Raw genomic sequence first — 20,066 nt, forward strand, 5'->3', positions numbered from 1 at the left:
TATATATACTACAAAAAGGTAACCAAAATGTTTAAACCAAATAGCGTTATTATCTATGTTAAAAACATCGATATTAGTACCGATTTTTACACAAAAATACTTAAACAAAATCCTATTGAAACCTATCCAGGATTTACAGTCTTTTTATTGAAAGACGATTTTATTTTAGGATTACAACAAGCCGATCAAATCACACCTAGAGCACCGAATTATTATGGCGGTTTTGAGCTCTCTTTTAGTGATGTAACAAAAGATAAGGTAGACGAAATTTATTCATTATGGAAAAAGTTGAACGTAAAAATAGAACTTGAACCTCAAATGCTTGATTTTGGATATACATGTGTTGGCAATGATCCAGATGGCCATCGCCTTAGAGTTTGTGCAACTGATACTTCAAAGTTTGAATAGAAGTGATTAAATAAAATTATAAAAGCAATGATTATCTTTTTTTATGAAGGATTTACATTTAACCTAATTTTCGATAAAGATAAATAGGAGCGCGAAACTCGCTCCTATATAACTATGATATCCTTAATTAAATGCTATTTGATATTTTATCTTGTTCTTCAAACCACATTTCAATGAAATCATCTTCTTTTGAAGACCTTTGATAAAGGGTACCGACAATAATTGCCCCGATAATAAAAAGTCCTGCAATAAAAGAAAAAACGCCTATTTGCATCAAAAATTCAGAATCTGTTTCTTCAAGTGAAAATATCATTGTTAAACAAATACAAAACAAGAGTAATAGACTGCTTAAACAAGTTATAATTGGATAGTAACCTTTTAAGTTATCTTCTTTTGTTGGTGCATAAGCAGTTTCATCGGATAATTGCATGATATTAATTGAATCATTATTTTGTGTAGCAATGATTTGTCCTTTTTGCTCTTTGACTATACCTTCTGCTGCGAGTGATAATGCAAGCCATGCATGACTATAATCTAACTTCCCTAAATTTATCTCCAATTGGTAAAATTTATTTGGTTCAAGTTTTATTCTGCTATTTGGGTCAAATAATGTAGCTTTAAAATTGTGCAAAGCAGGAGACGGTAAATATAGAGTCCATGCTTGGTTGATCTTTTCTCTTTGTACTTGTTCTGCATCCAAAAAATACTCTAGATCTTTATTTAAATTATGTAAATTTGTATTGATAGAGCGGAATAAATTTATTTTCAAAGGGGATTGATTTAATATTTCTTCATCATTTGAAAACAAAAGTGCACAACAATATTCAGTCACCTGTAATTGATTTTCAGTATCAAATAATAGATTAATTAATAGTATATTTTGAATTGAGTTATCATCAATCCAATCATTAATCTTATCGATTGAAGGTATTATGTTGGAAAAGGTAATATTAGATTGATGAATGTTTAATTCATTGAGATGACTATAACTCATTAATGCATTGTTTATAACTTCTTGTTCTTGATTAGTGTTTAAAAGAATTGTCATACTTGGAAGCATGTTTAATTTGGATTTCATTGGTAATAAAATCTTATCAAACAAATAAAACAAAGCTGAACTGTCAGTTTCTCTTATAGCTGAAATGGGTATTACTTTATCGGGATTTGTTGGAGAGTGTCCTTCAATTCTCATTATTTTTAAAGAAACATTATCAATACCAGTAATATAATGGTAATCAATCAAATTAATTGAATTTTGGCCCCAAATTTGCCAATTTATACGCATATTTTTTAAATAATAATTAAATATTAACGCATCAACTTTGTCATAAAAAAAGAAGCTGTATAAAAAGCCCATTACAGACAAACCAAATAATATTGGCGTAATAATAAAAAAAATGATGATTAGATTAAATTGTGAAAATACGGCATCGTTATCATTATGAACAATAAAAATAAAAAAGACATAAGATAAAAAGCTAATCACAAAAATCAATAAATAAATCCATTTCGAAAAATTCTTTGGTATGGTTTTTTCTTTAATATTTGGTAATTGCCATTTCATTAGTCACACCCTACTTGTGTTAATGTTGATATTAATACACAGCCACATGCGGCATGACATCCTTCAATTGCAACTTGGCGTTCATGCATTACCCAAGTCGGATGCCCTTCAATAATGGGATTTATACCATGTCCTTTTTTCGGGCAAGATACACTATCTCCCACTAAAGCAACAGGTTTACCATCAAAATCAGCGCCAGAAGCACTAATAACATTTCCGCCGTGCGAATGTGGATCACCTAACCGTATTACACCTTTCATAAATAAATTCCTTACTTATAGTTTATTTACTTTTTCTGCCCTAATTTCACAATGAATTTTGTCCCAACCTTGCTATGGTTCAAGTTTGGATTACGTGCGTCAATTATTCGCTCTATTCTTGTCATCACATCAACAATGGTTAACCTGACACTTTTATCGGCTTGAGTGTCAATATTAGAATTATTTTTCTGCCCCAACTTCACATCGAATTTTGTCCCAACCTTGCTATGGTTCAAGTTTGGATTACGTGCGTCAATTATTCGCTCTATTCTTGTCATCACATCGACAATAGTTAACTTGACACTTTCATCGGCTTGTGTGTCAATATTAGAATTATTTTTCTGCCCCAATTTCACAGCGAATTTTGTCCCAACCTTGATACGGCTCAAGTTTAATATTACGCGCGCCAGTTATGCGCTCTATATAAGCAGGTTTATAATAAATTTCCCAATATGAACCAAATTGTTGGACTTCTGTCCTGTTTTTACCTTTAAGATATAAATTAATATCTGCTTTGGTGTTGATACCATTTAATGAATGAAAAGTCTGTTGAGGGTATTTAAACATTCGCAAAAAGACAGTATCGCCAAACAGTACATCATTTTTTAGAATAAAATAGCCTGTATTACCAGAAACGGTAATAGTATTAATAAACCCTCTCATATATTCATCGACATCCCTAAATTGCAGGGTTAATGGGCTATCATCTACCCCAATAAAACGCTCGACTTGCTCACTTGGGTTAGCTGCAAAATCGGTTACATCGCCAACAAAAAAAGTCTTACCGCCATCAATTGAAAACGGTATTGCTGACATATCATCGGTTGGAATGCCAATATAGTCCTTGCCCGGGTTATAATAGTTAAATTTTGGTAATCTATCATGAGTAAAAAAGACTTTATTGATGCGCGTATGAATATTTTTGGCCTGATCGTGGTACCAAATTAATCCTTCACAGTTTTCACCTTGCAGCTCTAAATAACGATCTGCATCATAACGGTAAATAACCTGACGTTTTTCACTTAAATAGTAAAACGAGGCTGTATCGTGGCGGTCATTAGTCCGAATCACATCAGGGTAAATAATTTCGTAACCTTCTCTTGGCTCAGGCATTGGAATATCGAGTCCCGTTGTTTCTTCATATCTTTGCGGTAAATTTGAACCAAAGTTAATGATAAAAACCCATAAACCACCAGGAATGACAATGCAACAGATTAACAGTTTAATCAGTCTCTTTTTCATGCGTTACCTCCTCTGCGACGCCTAATAGATGGCGTAATTGAGTTTGTAATTTAATGAGCGGCGCATAACGGTTATAGACGGTAATTGGTATTTTTAAGCTAGGATCACACTGCCATCGCCGCCAACCAGTATAATTGGCTGGTATGGTAGGCATGGTTTGAGGTCGATCCGCCCAGCGAAGTCCCATATATTGTATGCTGTCTTCAAAAAATTTTTCACTAGTAGCTGAAATTATGGCTGGACGTGTACCGTAAGGTTTAGGTGAACGGTAAATGTCTCTATTTTTATCTTTTAAGAAAAATTGATTGTTCATAACCACAATGTTTTCTACCGTATTATAATTAGGATGATAACTTCCCATATTCTCAATCGTTTCAATATGAAAGGAACTGAAAGAACGCCCGCCGTCTTGGGAAAAATCTATGTCAGAATAGTCGGTACTTGGAATGAAAATATAATCTTCAGGCATATGGGCAAAAGGCTCGGTTAAAACCTTTGCCAAGTGCCGAGCTAATTCGTAATAGATCTGCTTTTGATCATCAACATAGTACATTCGCCCTTGGCAACCATAGCCAGTAAGTTGAATAAACCGGTGCTCATCAAACCGAAACACAACTTGAGTAGGGGCTCTATATTTAACTTTATCTTCACCCGGTAAAGGGATGATTGCCAAAAAACAGACCAAAAAAACGCTGTAACTTAACCAACAAAAAAGATGCCAACGTTTAAAAAAACAAAATAGAAATAATGCTAAACTCAGTAGTAAATAATTTATAATCAACAACTAATATTCCTTCTATAGCAAATGACGCAATATTGTCATTTTGTTGCATTCCAATATGGTTTATCTTGCTAATACATCAACAATAGTTAACCTGACACTTTTATCGGCTTGTGTGTCAATATTAGAATTATTTTTCTGCCCCAATTTCACAGCGAATTTTGTCCCAACCTTGATAGGGTTCAAGTTTAATATTACGCGCGCCAGTAATGCGCTCTATATAAGCAGGTTTATAATAAATTTCCCAATATCGCCCAAATCTTTGAATCTCTTCTCTGTTTTTACCTTTATGATATAAATTAATATCTGCTTTGGTGTTTATACCATTTAATGAATGAAAAGTCTGTTGAGGGTATTTAAACATTTGCCAAAAGACAGTATCGCCAAACAGTACATCATTTTTTAGAATAAAATAGCCTGTATTGCCAGAAACGGTAATGGTATTAATAAAGCCTTCCATTGTCGATTTTTTAACATCGGTAAATTGTAGGGTTAATGGGTTATCATCAACACCTATAAAACGCTCGACTTGCTCACTTGGGTTAGCTGCAAAATCGGTTACATCGCCAACATAAAAAGTCTTACCGCCATCAATTGAAAACGGCACTGCAGACATATCATCGGTTGGAATGCCAATATAATCCTTGCCAGGGTTGTAATAGTTAAATTTTGGTAACCTATCGTAGGTAAAAAAGACTTTATTGATGCGCGTATGAATATTTTTGGCCTGATCGTGGTACCAAATTAATCCTTCACAGTTTTCACCTTGCAGCTCTAAATAACGATCTGCATCATAACGATAGATAACCTGACGTTTTTCACTTAAATAGTAAAACGAGGCAGTATCGTGGCGGTCATTAGTCCGAATCACATCAGGGTAAATAATTTCGTAACCTTCTCTTGGCTCAGGCATTGGAATATCGAGCCCCGTTGTTTCTTCATATCTTTGCGGTAAATTTGAACCAAAGTTAATGATAAATGCCCATAAACCACCAGGAATGACAATGCAACAGATCAACAGTTTAATCAGTCTCTTTTTCATGCGTTACCTCGTCTGTGACGCCTAATAGATGGCGTAATTGAGTTTGTAATTTAATAAGCGGCGCATAACGGTTATAGACGGTAATTGGTATTTTTAAGCTAGGATCACACTGCCATCGCCGCCAACCAGTATAATTGGCTGGTATGGTAGGCATGGTTTGAGGTCGATCCGCCCAGCGAAGTCCCATATATTGTATGCTGTCTTCAAAAAATTTTTCACTAGTAGCTGAAATTATGGCAGGACGTGTACCGTAAGGTTTAGGTGAACGGTAAATGTCTCTATTTTTATCTTTTAAGAAAAATTGATTGTTCATAACCACAATGTTTTCTACTGTATTATAATTAGGATGATAACTTCCCATATTCTCAATCGTTTCAATATGAAAGGTACTGAAAGAACGCCCGCCATCCAGAGAAAAGTCTATAGCAGAATAATCACTTAAAGGTACAAAGATATAATCTTCAGGCATATGGGCAAAGGGTTCGGTTAAAACTTCTGCCGAGTGCCGAGCTAATTCGTAATAGATCTGCTTTTGATCATCAACATAGTACATTCGCCCTTGGCAACCATAGCCAGTAAGTTGAATAAATCGGTGATCATCAAACCGAAACACAACTTGAGTAGGGGCTCTATATTTAACTTTATCTTCACCCGGTAAAGGGATGATTGCCAAAAAACAGACCAAAAAAACGCTGTAACTTAACCAACAAAAAAGATGCCAACGTTTAAAAAAACAAAATAGAAATAATGCTAAACTCAGTAGTAAATAACTTATAATCAACAACTAATATTCCTTCTATAGCAAATGACTTAATATTGTCATTTTGTTGCATTCCAATACGGTTTATCTTGCTAATATATCAACAATAGTTAACCTGACACTTTTATCGGCTTGTGTGTCAATATTAGAATTATTTTTCTGCCCCAATTTCACAGCGAATTTTGTCCCAACCTTGATAGGGTTCAAGTTTAATATTACGCGCGCCAGTTATGCGCTCTATATAAGCGGGTTTATAATAAATTTCCCAATATGAACCAAATCGTTGGATTTCTGACATGTTTTTACCTTTAAGATATAAATTGATATTTGTTTGGGTGTCTATAACACCACTTAATGAATGAAAAGTTTGTTGAGGGTATTTAAACATTTGCAAAAAGACAGTATCGCCAAACAGTACATCATTTTTTAGAATAAAATAGCCTGTGTTACCAGAAATAGTAATTTTATTTTTAAAATAACCTAATCCTTTTTTAATGTCTGAATCTGAAAACTCAAGAGTAAGTGGGCTATCATCTACCCCAATAAAACGCTCTACTTGCTCACTGGGTTTAGCTGCAAAGCTGGTCACCTTGCCAACATAAAAAGTCTGACCGCCATCAATTGAAAACGGCACTGCAGACATATCATCGGTTGGAATGCCAATATAATCCTTGCCAGGGTTGTAATAGTTAAATTTTGGTAATCTATCATGAGTAAAAAAGACTTTATTGATGCGCGTATGAATATTTTTGGCCTGATCGTGGTACCAAATTAATCCTTCACAGTTTTCACCCTGTAGCTCTAAATAACGATCTGCATCATAACGGTAAATAACCTGACGTTTTTCACTTAAATAGTAAAACGAGGCAGTCTCGTGGCGGTCATTAGTTCGAATCATATCAGGGTAAATAATTTCGTAACCTTCTCTTGGCTCAGGCATTGGAATATCGAGTCCCGTTGTTTCTTCATATCTTTGCGGTAAATTTGAACCAAAGTTAATGATAAATGCCCATAAACCACCAGGAATGACAATGCAACAGATTAACAATTTAATTAGTTTCTTTTTCATGCGTTACCTCCTCTGCGACGCCTAATAGATGGCGTAATTGAGTTTGTAATTTAATGAGCGGCGCATAACGGTTATAGACGGTAATTGGTATTTTTAAGCTAGGATCACACTGCCATCGCTGCCAACCAGTATAATTGGCAGGCATAATTGGCATAGTTTGAGGTTGATCCGTCCAACGGTATCCAGTAAATTGAATAAGACCTTCTAAATATTCCTCGTGAGCGGGTGATAATACCGCAAATCCCGAACCGATAGGTTTGGGTGAACGGTAAATTCCTTTGTTTTTATCCTTAAAAAACAGTTGATTATTCACTACCACAATGTTTTCTACCGTATTATAATCTGGGCGATAATTACCCGTAAGATCCATTGTTGGAAGATGTATAGAGGTAAAAGACCGCCCGCCATCCTGGGAAAAATCTATGTCAGAATAGTCAGTACTTGGAATGAAAATATAATCTTCAGGCATATGGGCAAAAGGCTCGGTTAAAACCTTTGCCGAGTGCCGAGCTAATTCGTAATAGATCTGCTTTTGATCATCAACATAGTACATTCGCCCTTGGCAACCATAGCCAGTAAGTTGAATAAACCGGTGCTCATCAAACCGAAACACAACTTGAGTAGGGGCTCTATATTTAACTTTATCTTCACCCGGTAAAGGGATGATTGCCAAAAAACAGACCAAAAAAACGCTGTAACTTAACCAACAAAAAAGATGCCAACGTTTAAAAAAACAAAATAGAAATAATGCTAAACTCAGTAGTAAATAACTAATCAACATCTGTAACTCCTTTTAAGTCAGGATCGGGCAACACCCATTGTGGTGGTTCGGTTAATTTTTTGTATTTTTCTTGGGCCATCTCTACTTCTTTGGCCCATTGAGTTCCTTCATTGGTAAGTGCGTCATGATAATAATCATTCACTACCATACCATCATCTTTTGGCATATGTTTGCTAGGGTAGTTCATGGCTTTTTTTAATTTATCAGGTAGTATACCCTTATGAGCATATTGAAAGGTTTCAGGATCGGTATTTTCAGGGTGGCGCCAGTCAGCCAGTACCCGCCAGTTATTTAATAATTTTTGATCTGTGGCACTGATGTTTTCAACCACCCCAATTGCTAAATCATAAGCCATGATTTTAGCAGGCGCTTCCAAACTGTTGGTTATGCCCGAATGGTGAGAACTGGTATCCTTTTCATCGTCTACTTCTTTACCTATTTCGGACTCAATTTGTTTTTGTGGGTTACGGTAAATCACTAATATTTTATTTTCCTGCTTAACCATATAACTTGCGGACTCTATTCCTCTATCCCATTCAGGATGATCGTCGAGCAATTTTTTTAATTGGAGTTCATCAGTAATAAAATGCGATAAAATATCCTTTTTATCTATTTTTTTTACAGGTATATAATCAGGTCGGTCAATGATTTCATAATTTAATTTTTTTTCTAAATCTTCAACAAATTGGTTATCACTATTATAAATATCATTATAGTGGATAGCTCTGCTTAACTTTGTTTTGCCACTTGGTTTATCTACTGTATAGATCATGGTTTCCGGAACGGGTTCACCATTAATCAATCGGGTGGTTAATATATAAGGTGCAGTTTGTATAGCTAAACCACCTGTTGATACTGTATTACACCTGCTCTTTGACGCATCATAAAAAACAGTTGGTGATACATGTGGATTGCTCTTTGAATATTCATCCATTTCATAATTTTCACAATCTGACTCTAATTGACCAGAACTAATGTTTTGATAAAATAGTTCGGGATAATCACGTTTAATTTCTTCGTTTGAGGGTATATAGATAACAAAGATTGAATGGCCTTCATCAGCATAAAAGCCATGATTAAAAGATCCATCATGCCCTTTAAATAAGGGTTCCTGTATTAATTTTGTTAACTGTTCTGAAAGTAACACAACCGCTAATTGAATTTTTTCGCCATCATACTCTTTAGTTTTAATCCGTTGTTGATAATCCGTCACACTAATATAACTTGGGTAATCTTTTTCAAGTATTTTAATAAAAATCCTAGGAATTTTTACTTTTTTATTTTTAGGATCATTACCGACAATATGACCATGACTAAAAATTCGTTGTTTAAGGTTTTGATGTTTACACTGTTTAAAAATATTATCCGGAATACCTTGCCAACCCATCCCTTGAACATTCAATAATGATACTACATGATCATTAGGACTAAAGTATTGATACACTTTGCCAAAGTTATCTCGATAAAACAGTTCTTTATCATTGCCGAGTCTATCATACTGTTTTTTAGTTCCATCCGCTTGGGTATAAATTTCATTGGGATCGACCGTAGTATTAATTATCCCTTTTTCAATCAAATCTTCTGGTTTGAACTTTTTTGATCTTCGATCTTTTTGTAGTTTATGAAGTTGATCAACAAAATTAATAAATGTCTGCTCTCGCCCGTATTGTGATTGGACACCCATACATAGATCTTTGGTAAGTATTTCCGCATAGGTTGGTTCAAAAGCATAGGGTGAATTTGCCAAAATTACGCAATCAGCAGGAAGTGGCTCGTCATTATCATTGGCTAAAATCAGATTGGCTAACATGGTAATAATGGTGCCTTGACTGTGGGCAACAATATTAATTGGAATATCTTGCTTTTTTGTTTGCTGTCTAATGGTTTTGATTAAATTCGCTAGACGATAAGCGGCAAAAACATAATAGATACGATGTGGATTTTGGTAGCTTCTTGCACCTTTTGGTGTAGCTGCCTCGCCAGCATGTCCTAAAAAGCCAGCCATTCCCGGACCATACATATCGGGTATACAAGTGGTTGCATTGGCGAAAGGCCCACCATTACGTCGATAAAGGTAATCGATCCAGTTACCAAATTTGTCGCAATTAAGTTTATTGACCTCTATATTTTCGGTTTTGAAATGGCAGTTGCGTTCAACCCAATAGCTATCGTAGGGTAATTCAGGATCTTTAACATTGCTATCCTGTAATCTTTTGTAATAGGCGATCTGTTCTTGTTTATAGGTTTCTTCGTCAACTGGTCTGTATCCCCAGGTAAAGGGAATAATAGGTGAATAACTTTTATGTTTTACCGTTTTCGGTTTTAACGGCGGTTTTATTTGACCAACGTTTTCTTGCCATTCTGGCAACATTTGGATTCGTGGCGAAAAATCATCAGCGCTTGTTTGCGCCCATTGCCACTTGTTAGGTTTTAAATCTTTACGACCTAAGCGACGGTTTAAACCTTCGCAAATCATTTTATCTTGATTTTCAAACGCTTCTCCAACATCATTTACGCCATGAATTAATATTACAACACAGGGTAATGGGCGTGATGCTTCTATATTACTTGTTAACATGGCTCCCGATTCAGGAGGAAGTCCTGTAGTACTATCCGAGATATTGTTTCCTTTTAAGTTATCAAAATCAGGCATAACTTATTCCTTTTTTAATATTTCTATTTTTATTTGTTCTAATTCTGTCATTGGAATGATTTCTGTTTCTCCATTCTCATCGGTTATACCATCTTGTGTACTTCCGTCATTGAAGTGGATACGATATGGTTGATTTTTTAGCACCTGTGAGGGTGAATCATTAAAGTGCAATTTGAATTTACGTGCAAGACTGCCTTTTTCAAATGAAGGTACCGCTTCTTTTATACTTTCAGGACCACTGTAAGATAATACTGCTGTTTTTTGTAATATGCTGGTTGGTGCTATCATTTCGATAGTGCCATTTTTAATACGAATTCCGCCACCACCACTAAGCAGTAGCAGTTCATTTTGGGCATTAATGGTAATTTTACCTGCACAGCTAGTGATAAACATATTTTTTTGGGCCGTTAATTCCATTTCATCGGATTGGGCTTGAATTTGAACTCGTCCTGAAGCAGCAATAAGTTTTATTCCTAACTTATGGGCAAAAATAGATATCATTTCACCTGCTGCCATAGAGAGCTTTTTAAAAATATTGATGCTTGCATTGTTACCTGCGGTAGCAATAATATTTTCATTGGCAGCATGTTGAATGCTTCTGGGCGAAATTTGTGTGATCCCTTGTTCACCATGAATAACAACGGTTGATTCCTGTAATTGATTACTGGCATCGAATAATGCTTGCTGTTCGGTTATTTCGGCTAGTTCAGCGCCACTCACTTTGCCGCAACCGATCAACGCTTGAGATATATCAAGAGACTTTTCAATCTGTTTAATAGTACCTTTCATATCAAGCTGTTCACCAGTCGCTTTTTCTTGGCTTATGGTCGTAAGATAAACACCTTTACTGGCTCTTATTGCTCCAAACTCATCGGTCCTAAGTTCAAACCCTTCGCCACGCTGTTGCTTTTTATTATTTACTAAATGCCCAAGGTTAAGCTGAGTTTTACCGTATTCGGTGGCTAATTTGATGTGTTCTTGCTCACGCTTATCATCCATGCGTAGCTTATTATTGGCAGGTGTTCGAATCACATTACGGTGTTTGTTACTGGTCGAAACGTGATCAGGATTGCTACTGTCATGCATTGCATGAGCAATATACGGTCTATCTGGATTGCCCGAAGTAAAACCGATCGCCACTTCTGTGCCGTCTATAAGCGGGAAGTGGAACCCATAAGTATCACCCGCATAAGGTTTAGCGAGTCTAACCCATAAGCTTTCTTCACCTTTCTTCCATTCGGTTAAATCAAAATCGAATTTAACACGATAACGACCTTGAGTATCAATGTAACCGTAGATATCATTATCTGGGCTGGTGACTCTGGCTGGTAAGGTGCCACTCACCTTTGGCCAAGCAATTGGAGCAGGGCGATAAGGTTTTAATTCTTCGAATGGAATAGCTGTAAAATGGGTTTTGTAAGATGTGCTTCGGTCTGCATAACATTGCGTTGATAGGATTATAATTCCTTTTTGAATATGGTTAATTGGACTTTCATCAACGGTAATTATTTGTCCTGGCATTAATTGATAATCATTACACTCACCACGGATAATGATTTTATCACTGATGTAATATTCATGACGAATTTGCGCATACCAATGTCCACTTTCTACAGAGGTTAAACTACCTTTTTGCTTATAGTGTTCACCATAGCGGTAATCATTGCCATAAGTAGTGGTGTCCTTAATTTGGGTATTAACGTTAGATTTTAGATTACTTTCGGCGGTGCGATAATTATAATCATTAACCGATACTTGTTGTTGTTTGGTTTTACTTCTAAATTGTAAATTCCAAATGCTGTTTTGTTGAACATCATTCATACCACTAAGTGGTTTAAAGGGTAGGTGTCCTTTATTATCAAATCCTTGTTCATAATCACTGATAACCATGACATCACAAGGATGCTGTGAATGTGTTTCAAAACGAAACCATATTCCAATATCGGCTAGAATACGCTGAATAAAAGCAAGGTCACTTTCTTGCCATTGAGTAATAAATTCACGAGCAGGATAAGAATTTTTTAGATCCAAGCGGTATTCAATACCCGTAAATCCATGGCAACGTAAAACATCTTCAACAACATCAATCACGCTTTTATTTTGATAGATAGCACACCGATGTTCATTGGCTAGTAGTGCTAAGCGTGAATTTAATATAACTTGATAACGAGCTTCATCTTTACTTACTGATATCAAGCTAAATTCAGTAATAACACCATATATTGTCCTATTTTGTGCTGGAGCGGTTAGCGAACTGAGTTGAATAAGTTGTTTTAAAGGATCTGGTGCATGAAAGGTAAGGGAAGCAGGCTGATTTAATATCGAATTAATATCAATTTGTTTATTGGTGCTGGTAAATGTTATTTTGTAATACCAAGGTTCATTCAATGACTCATGCCCATCAATAGAATAGATTGAGAGCATTGTGAGATCATTAAGTTGATCAATTGACAGGCTATATTGATTAAGTTGGCTACTATTTGCTAATGAACCAATTCCATTTATTAAGGAATTTATCCTATCCATTCTTGCCTCTTATACTTATTTTTACTTTGTATATCAAATCGTGTGAACTTGTATAAATAAGATACGTAAAAATAGGCTGTTGTCAATGAGTTGACTGAATAAATTTGATTGTTTTTTGTAATTAAAGAGGCTAATAATTGATACGACTTAGTTTTTTTATTATCCATATTCTAATCCATATCATTAAAGAAATAGCTACAGATCACATTGTTAAAAAAAATCTGATTTATAAATGTTTATTTTTTTAATTTATTGAGATGTAGAATTAATTTAAATTTAGGGTAATTATTGTTGTAACGCCCAATATTTAACCAAAATAAAAAGTCGATAAAATGAGTATGGATTTTATAAAGTGCGGAGAGATTTATAGCTATTATATCTATTAAAAAACGGGCATATTAATCTATGTTTTATCGAACAATTAATAGTGAAAAATTCAATCGTTGGATAATGCGCATACTTATTGCTTGAAAGTAGAGAAAGATGCTTTTGCAAATGAGATAATATTCAGAAAAATCTCACCATAATTTTATTACTTTTTGGTGAGATTTTTATTTATAAAAGACGATTTATTTTTCCAGTCCTAATACCATTCGTCCATTTTTGGTTGCAACATTTACCACATTATCCAAATCGGTATAACGGCAGCCAGTAACAAGTAGTTTTAGTTCTTCCCACATATTGCCGGTTGAAAATGGCAGCATATAATCACTAATATTATCGGTACCAATGGCAACAGGGATCCCTGCTGAGGCAAGTTCGTCAACGGGTGTGAGTGAGTTACGAGTAGGGCCTTGTTCTTCACGGCGTGGGCTATCAATCCAAGCAAATGGGCAAGCAATGACCATCATTTTTGCTTCTTTCATTTTTTGATAAAGTTTTTGACGATATTCCAAGCTGTGCGCTGTGATTGAAATACTGTGAATAGCAACGACACGACCATGCATACCATGCTCTAAAGTTTTATCGGTAAGTTGTTCGGTTTCAATTTCGTCTGATGAGTTAAATTGGTCAACGTGAACATGCACCATTTTACCCAATGATTTACCCGTTTGCATTAACACATCAAGATGTTTTAATCCCATTCCTTTGCCATGATCACGTTCATCACGGCGAGGTAATCCACCGATAATATCAACTAAATCAGCACCTTTATCAAACCAATAGCGAGCTTCTTTATCGATGACACCTTTAAGTGTTTGATTGACTAATTTAATGATAATGTCATCTTTGTATGTTTCACGAGCTCGAAGTGCGCCTCTAATAGCGCGTTCTTCAGCAATTGGGTCGATATCCACAAATGAACCCATTGCCGTCACGCCTTGTTCAATCATACGCTCCACCGCCATACTAAAGTGGCGATAGTAATCATCTTCACTCATTGATGCCTTAACTTTATCTAAAGTATCCCATTTTTCAATTAAGGTCTGTTTTTGGTACACATCAAAACTATCTACCGTTATGGTAAAAGCACGATCGGCATGCATATGTGAGTTAACCCAACCGCCATTTTGCTTTATTTTATTCATCAAATATGCTTTTAAACTTTGATCTCGACTGGTGGATAACATTTTTTTATTATCGGTCATAATCTGCCTCTATAATTCAATTTCTTTTGGGATTTAATAAAAATGGTGGATAAAAAAATCCTCCATGAAGGAGGATTAAAAAAATCAACAATTGTGGACGAAAATATTGTTGATTCAAATTTAACATATCAAGCTAACCTAGATTGGTTTATAAAACTATTGAAATTCTAACTAAATTAGGGTTAATAGCAAGCTTAAAATTTTAAAAAATATCTAAATAAATGAAATAGTTAAAGTATTATTTTTTAGATTTTTTTAAACCTAAACACACGTTTTTTATAGGATTGTTTTATGACTAGGAAATTTTTAGTATATAACTCTATATTTTATATAAAGATTTATTCGTCCAAAAATCGAGATATTTTTATGTAGAGTTAATCTTTCAACCTTTAAATGAATATAGAAATTTTATTGATTCGTTACCATCATTCATGGTTATTTAAACAATTTATAAGGTTAATCAATGATGCATAGCAATAATTAAAAATAGACATAATATTGGTTACCTCTTTTTATTAATCTGTAATTTCAGCTATACTCTTTACCAGATTTTCTATATTAAGCATCAAGAGGTTTATATGAACCATTTAAATATTATTGCCACAATTACAGTTAAACCAGAGTACTATGCAGCATTTCAACCTATTTTAAAAAAACTTGTCGAAGAGAGTCGAAAAGAAGCAGGTTGCATCCATTATGAACTTAATCAGAGTATTAGTAACCCTAATGTTTATGTAGTGATTGAAACTTGGGCTTCTCAAGCAGCCATAGACAGTCATAACGCAACGCCACATTTTGTTGAATTTGCTACCTTTGCCAAAGATCACGTAGACGGTTTAGATATTTGTATAGCAAAACCTGTTAATTTCTAAAATTTTTTCAGGTTAACAATATATTTAAATATAAAAAAGCCACCGATACAATTTTATCGGTGGCTTTTAAATGGATTTTTTGCAAGATAATTTTATTTACTTAATTACTACTAGCTATCTTTTTAATTACATCTTATCGACGGTTTTAATACCTAACATATCAAGACCAACTTTAAGTGTTTTAGCCGTTAACGAAGCCAATTTTAAGCGGCTTTGTTTCAAGTTTTCATTTTCAGCCGTCAAGATAGGGCAGTTTTCATAGAAGCTTGAAAATAGCGTTGCAATTTCGTAAAGATAAGCACAAAGCACATGTGGCGTGCCTTCGTTTGCTACAGTAGTGATCGCTTCATCAAATTGGATTAAACGAGTCGCTAAAGCACGTTCTTTGTCGCTGCCCAAACTTATATCGCCTGTAAGGCTGTCTTCAGAAATATCAGACTTTCTAAAAACAGACAGCACACGAGTATAAGCATATTGTAAATAAGGTGCAGTATTTCCTTCGAACGACAACATATTATCCCAATCAAATACATAATCGGTGGTACGATTTTTGGAAAGATCCGCATATTTAACGGCACCGATGGCAACGGCATCAACGATTTGGCTAAGCTCGGCTTCTGACAGTTCGGGATTTTTGCTACGTATAAGTGAGCTTGCACGTTCACAAGCTTCATCAAGCAAGTCATTTAATTTTACGGTATCACCCGAACGTGTTTTAAATGGTTTGCCATCTTTACCCAGCATCATACCAAACATATGATGTTCTAATTTTAATGATTCTGGAACATATTTAGCTTTATGTACAATCGTCCAAACTTGTTCTAAATGTTGATGTTGACGAGAATCAGTGTAATAAAGAATGCGATCAGCGTGTAGCGTTTCATAACGGTATTTGGCACAAGCGATATCGGTTGTTGCATACAGATAGCCACCATCACGTTTTTGGATGATAACGCCCATTGGTTCGCCTTCTTTATTTTTATACTCATCTAAAAATACAACAATGGCGCCTTCACTCTCAACCGCTAATTTTTTCTGTTTAAGATCGGCAACAATACCCGGTAGCATGCTGTTATAAATGCTTTCACCCATGGTATCTTCAACTGTCAATGTCACATTTAATCGTTTATAAGTTGCGATGTTTTGTGTCATGGTAATATCAACAAGCTTACGCCACATATCACGACAGTACTCATCACCACCTTGTAATTTAACCACATAATTACGTGCTTTTTCGGCAAAGGCTTCATCTTCATCATAATGTTTTTTGGCCGCACGATAGAAAGATTCTAAATCTGACAGTTCCATATCATTGGCATGTTCGTTTTGCATCTTTTCAAGATAAGCAATCAACATACCAAATTGTGTGCCCCAGTCACCGACATGATTAGCGCGAATAACATTATGACCTAAGAAAGATAATACCCGCACACTGGCATCACCAATGATGGTTGAACGCAAATGCCCAACATGCATCTCTTTGGCGACGTTTGGCGCTGAATAGTCAACCACAATTGTTTGTGGCTTAGCAGGTAAAGTAATATTGAGTTTATCACTGTTTAATGCGATTTCGTTTTGCTCGGCAATCCAACTGTTTTTTAGAAAAATATTAATAAAACCTGGACCAGCAATTTCAACTTTATCGGCAATATCATCAATATCTAAATGTTGTAAAACTTTTTCTGCCAATGCTCTTGGTGGCATACCCAGTTTTTTGGCGGTTGCCATAATACCATTAGCTTGATAATCACCAAATTGAACTTTAGCCGACTGCTTAATCAAAGCATCACAGTTGTTATCGGCGCCAGCTAGAATCATTGCTTGCGAAACGCGTTGCGTTAATAATTGTTGAATATTCACACTAAACCTAATCGATTATAATAAAATGCCGAATATGATACCGACAAAGTGATAAATTGTCACTGTAGGATTAGTTTTTGAAGGCTTTTTTTAGAATAATAAAATTGCTTTTAATGATTTAATGGCTATTTCCATAACAAAACTTATGATTTAAAAAATTATTAAAGCTACCAACCTGTTAATTTCATGATCTATTATCTTAACAAGCAATTAAATCATCATTTCATTTTAAGAAAATGAAATGACATAGACTCCTGAATAATTTTTACAAAATTATAATTGTTGTTTTTAATAAGATTCGATTTTTAATATTTTTTTATGAGATGAATTATTTGTTTTGGTTTGAACCTACAGAATAGCAGTTTATTAAAATGATATAACCAAGTTATTTGAAAACAACTATATTAATGTTTTATAGAATTAATTTGATAGTTTAATAATTTTCAGATTGTTGCAATGGAGATAATTAAGAAAAATTGATTGATACTTAATGATTAATGCTGATGAGATGTTAAAGAATATCTATTCAATGATTTCATTACATAAATAACAATAATCTATAAGTCGTCTTTTAAATGATTATTTTAAGAAAAGAAAATGAAATGATATAGACTCCTGAATAATTTTTACAAAATTGTAATTGTTGTTATTAATAAGATTTGTTTTTTAATATTTTTTTATATGAGATGGATTATTTATTTTGGTTTGAACCTACAGAATAGCAGTTTATTAAAATGATATAACCAAGTTATTTGAAAACAACTATATTAATGTTTTATAGAATTAATTTGATAGTTTAATAATTTTCAGATTGTTGAAATGGAGATAATTAAGAAAAATTGATTGATACTTAATGATTAATGCTGATGAGATGTTAAAGAATATCTATTCAATGATTTCATTACATAAATAACAATAATCTATAAGTCGTCTTTTAAATGATTATTTTAAGAAAAGAAAATGAAATGACATAGACTCCTGAATAATTTTTACAAAGCTATCATTGTTGTTTTTATAAGATTTGTTTTTTAATATTTTTTTATATGAGATGGATTATTTATTTTGGTTTGAACCTACAGAATAGCAGTTTATTAAAATGATATAACCAAGTTATTTGAAAACAACTATATTAATGTTTTTATGGAATTAATTTAATAAATGTGATGAAAATTGCTCGATATATTTATGCTGAAACGTATCGACCTTTTCATGCATTTGGTATCGCTGCAGTTATTTATCTTTGTGTTAGTTTTGTATTAATTTTTGGTTTTAAAAAGTTAGAGAAGTATTGTTTAGCATATCAGCATTGTTAGTATCATTATTCTAAACATAAATATGAAAAACAGCGTTTTGAATTAGTAGATTAAGATTTTATCGTAATAAAAAAATCAGGCTATCATAGTTGTGATAGTCTGATTTTTAAGATTTAATTAATTACTTGGATAGATCATTTCCGCCATCATTATTACCATGGTCACTTGAGCCATTACCATGGTCATTAGAACCAAGTAACGCTTCTGTTCGATCGATCGGTATATAACTGCCACTTGGCGTTTCTACCTGACATTCGCCCAAATAGATAGAATATTTTGTTTGGGCATGCATACTCACTCCGCGAAAATAACAATGGGTGGCATTGTAGAGATCATGTCGACAAAGTATGGCTATTACCAATAAAACGCCAACAATTGACAATAATATCCACTTTAAATATTTCCATGTAAAAGACCAAAATCTTTGTTTACGAATACGACAGTAAGCAACGATAAGTGAAATAACTGCAACAAATCCTAAAAATTCATATAACCAAAATAGCCACATATTGTTATCTCCTAATTAACAATTATTAGCCATTTTATACCAACTTTGTTCTTACATCCATGATCCATTACGAATTATTCCAACAGCAATTCCCTCAATTGCAAAACTTTGTTTTTCAAGATCAACTTCGATAGGTGAGAACTCTTCGTTTTCGGCAATTAATTGTACATGTTTACCTTTGCGTGAAAGTCTTTTAACTGTTACTTCATCATCAATACGAGCAACCACAACTTGCCCATTTTTTACATCTTGCGTTTTATGTACAGCAAGTAGGTCACCATCAATAATTCCTATGTCTTTCATTGACATGCCATGAACTCTAAGTAAAAAATCGGCATGAGGTTTAAATAGAGATGGATCAACTTGGTAGTGACTTTCAATATGTTCTTGAGCCAAAATCGGCGAACCAGCTGCAACTTGTCCAATTAGCGGAATTCCTGGAAAATCATTCTGTTCTTCTTGGCTTTCCAGTAATAAGCGAATTCCTCGAGATGATCCAGCAATCATTTCAATTGCCCCTTTTTTGGCGAGCGCTTTTAGGTGCTCTTCTGCTGCATTTGCTGAGCGAAATCCTAATTTTTGGGCGATTTCTGCTCGAGTAGGTGGCATTCCGGTTGTTTGAATATTATCTTTGATTAAATCATAAATCTGTCTTTGGCGTTCCGTTAATGGTCTCATCATCAATTCCTGTTTTTTTATACAGATGCATGTAATTATATACAGCTATAAATATAAAACCAACAATTTTATTAAATTTATTTTTACTATAATGATAAGTAAAAGTAATAGCCGGTTTTTTCTGCAATATCATTACTATTATTTTAACTATGTGAAAACT

17 protein-coding genes are annotated in these 20,066 nt (G+C 34.2%); 2 read left to right on the forward strand and 15 right to left on the reverse strand.

Translation table 11 applies throughout. The annotated features are described in order from the left end of the window. The first annotated feature begins 27 nt into the window (after nucleotides 1–27). Complete coding sequence (locus tag GAPWK_RS04935; RefSeq protein ID WP_025315161.1) at nucleotides 28–408, forward strand: VOC family protein; 381 nt, start codon at nucleotides 28–30, stop codon at nucleotides 406–408. A gap of 127 nt (nucleotides 409–535) precedes the next feature. On the opposite strand, the gene GAPWK_RS04940 is transcribed toward GAPWK_RS04935, so the two are convergent. The 12 genes from GAPWK_RS04940 to GAPWK_RS05000 all read right to left on the reverse strand — a co-directional run bounded on the left by GAPWK_RS04940 (nucleotide 536) and on the right by GAPWK_RS05000 (nucleotide 14,675). After that, nucleotides 536–1,972: a hypothetical protein gene (locus GAPWK_RS04940; RefSeq protein ID WP_025315162.1), complete on the reverse strand. Its 1,437-nt coding sequence runs from the start codon at nucleotides 1,970–1,972 to the stop codon at nucleotides 536–538. Continuing rightward, the gene (locus tag GAPWK_RS04945; RefSeq protein ID WP_025315163.1) at nucleotides 1,972–2,232 is read right to left on the reverse strand and encodes a PAAR domain-containing protein; all 261 of its coding nucleotides are present in this window, start codon (nucleotides 2,230–2,232) and stop codon (nucleotides 1,972–1,974) included. Before GAPWK_RS04945 ends, GAPWK_RS04940 begins: the two co-directional genes overlap by 1 nt. Nucleotides 2,233–2,258: 26 nt before the next feature. After that, nucleotides 2,259–2,588, reverse strand: a complete 330-nt coding sequence (locus GAPWK_RS04950) for a hypothetical protein (protein ID WP_025315164.1) — start codon at nucleotides 2,586–2,588, stop codon at nucleotides 2,259–2,261. Next, complete coding sequence (locus GAPWK_RS04955; RefSeq protein ID WP_025315165.1) at nucleotides 2,566–3,474, reverse strand: T6SS immunity protein Tli3 family protein; 909 nt, start codon at nucleotides 3,472–3,474, stop codon at nucleotides 2,566–2,568. The genes GAPWK_RS04950 and GAPWK_RS04955 overlap by 23 nt, the downstream gene beginning before the upstream one ends. Further along, a complete protein-coding gene (locus GAPWK_RS04960; RefSeq protein ID WP_025315166.1) occupies nucleotides 3,455–4,258 on the reverse strand; it encodes a T6SS immunity protein Tli3 family protein in 804 nt (267 codons plus the stop codon). The genes GAPWK_RS04955 and GAPWK_RS04960 overlap by 20 nt, the downstream gene beginning before the upstream one ends. Before the next feature lie 127 nt (nucleotides 4,259–4,385). After that, nucleotides 4,386–5,297, reverse strand: a complete 912-nt coding sequence (locus GAPWK_RS14100; protein ID WP_025315167.1) for a T6SS immunity protein Tli3 family protein — start codon at nucleotides 5,295–5,297, stop codon at nucleotides 4,386–4,388. Continuing rightward, nucleotides 5,278–6,081, reverse strand: a complete 804-nt coding sequence (locus GAPWK_RS04970) for a T6SS immunity protein Tli3 family protein (RefSeq protein WP_025315168.1) — start codon at nucleotides 6,079–6,081, stop codon at nucleotides 5,278–5,280. Before GAPWK_RS04970 ends, GAPWK_RS14100 begins: the two co-directional genes overlap by 20 nt. Nucleotides 6,082–6,208: 127 nt before the next feature. Continuing rightward, nucleotides 6,209–7,126, reverse strand: a complete 918-nt coding sequence (locus GAPWK_RS14105; RefSeq protein WP_025315169.1) for a T6SS immunity protein Tli3 family protein — start codon at nucleotides 7,124–7,126, stop codon at nucleotides 6,209–6,211. Then, nucleotides 7,107–7,907, reverse strand: coding sequence for a T6SS immunity protein Tli3 family protein (locus tag GAPWK_RS04980; RefSeq protein ID WP_025315170.1), 801 nt, complete (start codon nucleotides 7,905–7,907; stop codon nucleotides 7,107–7,109). The genes GAPWK_RS14105 and GAPWK_RS04980 overlap by 20 nt, the downstream gene beginning before the upstream one ends. Continuing rightward, the gene (locus GAPWK_RS14110) at nucleotides 7,897–10,560 is read right to left on the reverse strand and encodes a T6SS effector phospholipase Tle3 domain-containing protein (protein ID WP_025315171.1); all 2,664 of its coding nucleotides are present in this window, start codon (nucleotides 10,558–10,560) and stop codon (nucleotides 7,897–7,899) included. Before GAPWK_RS14110 ends, GAPWK_RS04980 begins: the two co-directional genes overlap by 11 nt. Before the next feature lie 3 nt (nucleotides 10,561–10,563). After that, nucleotides 10,564–13,086: a type VI secretion system Vgr family protein gene (locus tag GAPWK_RS04990; RefSeq protein ID WP_025315172.1), complete on the reverse strand. Its 2,523-nt coding sequence runs from the start codon at nucleotides 13,084–13,086 to the stop codon at nucleotides 10,564–10,566. A gap of 569 nt (nucleotides 13,087–13,655) precedes the next feature. Beyond that, a complete protein-coding gene (locus GAPWK_RS05000; protein WP_025315173.1) occupies nucleotides 13,656–14,675 on the reverse strand; it encodes an amidohydrolase family protein in 1,020 nt (339 codons plus the stop codon). A gap of 578 nt (nucleotides 14,676–15,253) precedes the next feature. Between GAPWK_RS05000 and GAPWK_RS05005 the strand changes: the two genes are divergently transcribed. After that, entirely contained in the window at nucleotides 15,254–15,547 is a 294-nt protein-coding gene (locus GAPWK_RS05005; protein WP_025315174.1) for a putative quinol monooxygenase, read from the forward strand. Between the two features lie 126 nt (nucleotides 15,548–15,673). Here the strand turns inward: GAPWK_RS05005 and argS are convergent, their stop codons facing one another. The 3 genes from argS to lexA form a co-directional block, all read right to left on the reverse strand. Then, a complete protein-coding gene (gene argS / locus GAPWK_RS05010; RefSeq protein WP_025315175.1) occupies nucleotides 15,674–17,407 on the reverse strand; it encodes an arginine--tRNA ligase in 1,734 nt (577 codons plus the stop codon). Between the two features lie 1,434 nt (nucleotides 17,408–18,841). After that, nucleotides 18,842–19,228, reverse strand: a complete 387-nt coding sequence (locus GAPWK_RS05015) for a hypothetical protein (RefSeq protein WP_025315176.1) — start codon at nucleotides 19,226–19,228, stop codon at nucleotides 18,842–18,844. A gap of 51 nt (nucleotides 19,229–19,279) precedes the next feature. Next, nucleotides 19,280–19,906 carry a transcriptional repressor LexA gene (gene lexA, locus GAPWK_RS05020; RefSeq protein ID WP_025315177.1) on the reverse strand — a complete coding sequence of 209 codons (627 nt, stop codon included), beginning with the start codon at nucleotides 19,904–19,906 and terminating at the stop codon, nucleotides 19,280–19,282. Nucleotides 19,907–20,066: the final 160 nt, after the last annotated feature.

This window comes from Gilliamella apicola, assembly GCF_000599985.1.
Lineage (GTDB): Bacteria > Pseudomonadota > Gammaproteobacteria > Enterobacterales > Orbaceae > Gilliamella > Gilliamella apicola.